Origin of the sequence: Microcoleus sp. MOSTC5 (assembly GCF_036701825.1) — a bacterium.
GTDB lineage: Bacteria > Cyanobacteriota > Cyanobacteriia > Cyanobacteriales > Microcoleaceae > Microcoleus > Microcoleus asticus.
Genome location: NZ_JAUBRK010000157.1, coordinates 1 through 2,240, shown reverse-complemented (window position 1 = coordinate 2,240; position 2,240 = coordinate 1). Strand labels below are relative to the sequence as shown.

3 protein-coding genes and 1 pseudogene are annotated in these 2,240 nt (G+C 38.2%); 3 read left to right on the top strand and 1 reads right to left on the bottom strand.

Annotation, left to right across the window (positions count from 1 at the left end; translation table 11 throughout):
* Positions 1-308: 308 nt before the first annotated feature.
* The 3 genes from QUA54_RS34015 to QUA54_RS34005 all read left to right on the top strand — a co-directional run bounded on the left by QUA54_RS34015 (position 309) and on the right by QUA54_RS34005 (position 1,752).
* The gene (locus QUA54_RS34015; RefSeq protein ID WP_333419412.1) at positions 309-875 is read left to right on the top strand and encodes a transposase; all 567 of its coding nucleotides are present in this window, start codon (positions 309-311) and stop codon (positions 873-875) included.
* A gap of 149 nt (positions 876-1,024) precedes the next feature.
* Positions 1,025-1,198: a hypothetical protein gene (locus QUA54_RS34010; RefSeq protein ID WP_333419410.1), complete on the top strand. Its 174-nt coding sequence runs from the start codon at positions 1,025-1,027 to the stop codon at positions 1,196-1,198.
* A 2-nt stretch (positions 1,199-1,200) separates the two neighbouring features.
* Entirely contained in the window at positions 1,201-1,752 is a 552-nt protein-coding gene (locus tag QUA54_RS34005) for a transposase (RefSeq protein WP_333419407.1), read from the top strand.
* A gap of 110 nt (positions 1,753-1,862) precedes the next feature.
* Here QUA54_RS34005 and QUA54_RS34715 read toward each other — a convergent pair.
* Positions 1,863-2,039: pseudogene (locus QUA54_RS34715) on the bottom strand (transposase); the annotation flags it as partial.
* Between the last annotated feature and the right edge of the window lie 201 nt (positions 2,040-2,240).

The following is a 2,240-nucleotide window of genomic DNA, read 5'->3' as shown; positions in this document are numbered from 1 at the left end:
GTGATGCTATATCTGCCCATTCTTGTAACTTATTTATGCCTTCTCTTATTCCCCAATCATAGACCTGAATCCTTACGATAAAATAACTTAATTATTTGAGATTTTGCTGCTCAGACATATTGTTCTATTTCACGCTATATTCCCCATATAAATATTAACACACGACCTAACTATTATAAATTATAATTTTTTACGAATCATTTAGGATTGCTATAGTAGCCAAGTCGCAACAGAAAGAGTACAAAAATTAAGAGTAGAATATTGGGAAACGATCAAACATATCGAGCCAGAAAACCTGGTATTTTTGGATGAAACAGGGATTTTGCGCTCGTTTAGCCAGAACTCATGCCCGTTCGCAACCGCCGGGGACAAGAGTATCCTCATTAAAACCATTTTATCGAGGGGCTAAAGTTACAGCAATTGGCGCAATTAGTATCAACAAAGTGCGGGCAGTAATGACAATGAATGATTCAATAGATGCAGCAGCATTTGCCGTATTTATTGAGAAGTTTTTGTGTCCTCAATTATGGGCAAGAGCAGTAGTAGTTATGGATAATTTACCCGCTCATAAACTAGCATCAATTGTACCACTGATTGAATCTGTAGGCGTGAGTGTTATTTGTTTATCTCCTTACTCTCCTGATTTTAACCCTATTGAACTCTGGTGGTCACAACTCAAATCTTTTTTGCGGAGGTTCGCTCCAACTAATACCAATTTTATAAAGTCCTGCTACAGATACAGCGGTTCCCGCTGTAATATGGTACAATTAATAACAATGGAATATTACTTTGCATTTAAAGCTCATGAAAACATATTCCCTCGATCTCCGATCAAAAATAGTAACAGCACATTTGACCCAAAAGATGTCAATTAGGAAAGTAGCCATCAGGTTTGCTGTCAGCAAAGGTCTCGTCCAAAAATTGGTAAAGCAACAACAAGTCGAGGGTTGTTTACAGCCTAAACAGAGGGGCAAACCACAATGAGCGTCACCTAACAAATGCGGAAGCACTTATCAGAACACTGGTGGCAGAGCATCAAGATGCTAGTTTGGTAGAGTTGTGTGAATTATTTGCTGTTAAGACGGGAAATTGGGTGAGTCGGACTGCCATGTGTCGCTACTTACAAAAATTAGGACTCAATCGTAAAAAAAAACATGGCGCAGTAGCCAAGCCGGGACTGAAAGAGTCCAAAAATTAAGGGTGGAATATTGGGAAAAGATTAAAGATATCGAGCCAAAAAACTTAGTATTTTTGGATGAAACTGGTATTCTACTTGGATTGAGTAGAAATCCTGCCCGTTCACAGTGCGGGACAAGAGTATACCAAAAAAAAGCATTTGATCGGGGTGCTCAAGTCACAGCTATTGGCGCAATTAGTATGAATAAAGTGTTGGCATTGATGACAATGAATGATTCAATGGATGGACAGGCATTTGCTATATTTATTCAGCATTTTTTATGTCCTCAATTATGGGAAGGAGCGGTAGTAGTGATGGATAATTTACCTGCCCATAAATTAGCATTAATCAAGCCAATGATTGATGCTGTAGGTGCAAGTATTATTAATTTATCCCCATACTCCCCAGATTTTAACCCAATAGAGCTTTGGTGGTCGCAACTAAAATCTTTTTTGCGTATGTTCACTCCAACTACCACATCGATGATCGATCAAATAATTGCAGTTGCTCTCAACTTAATCAATCCTCAACATCTCAGAAATTGGTTTGCTAATTGTTGTTATTGTACTTCTTAACAGCGGGAACCGCTGTATAGCTGCCAAAATAAATTCCCATCCTGTCAAAGAAGCAATGACTTCTTTAGTCAAATTTTTTAACTCTTTTTGCACCGCTGCTCTCAACTCTTCTATTTGGTCAATCTCAACCATTTCAATTGTTCTTTTACGTATCCCCACAGTCTTTCTATTGGGTTTACTTCCGGACTGTAGGCGGGTTGAAACAGTAAAATAACATTTTCTGGTATGCTGAGATTTAAAGAGTTATGAAACCCTCCATTATCTACTTGTATTATCTGTAAATCCTCCGGGTACTCACTAGCAAATAGCTCTAAAAATTTCTCAAAACACACTGTATCTAAATGAGTAAACTCATAAAAAAAACTGGCTCCAGTTAGGGGAGCGGTAGTGTTTTTATGTAAAGGATAGAGAATAATAGCTCTATGCCAATCTTTTGAGGAGTCTCATGATGAAACCCTATCTGATTTGTCCCACTTGTGGTTCTGACG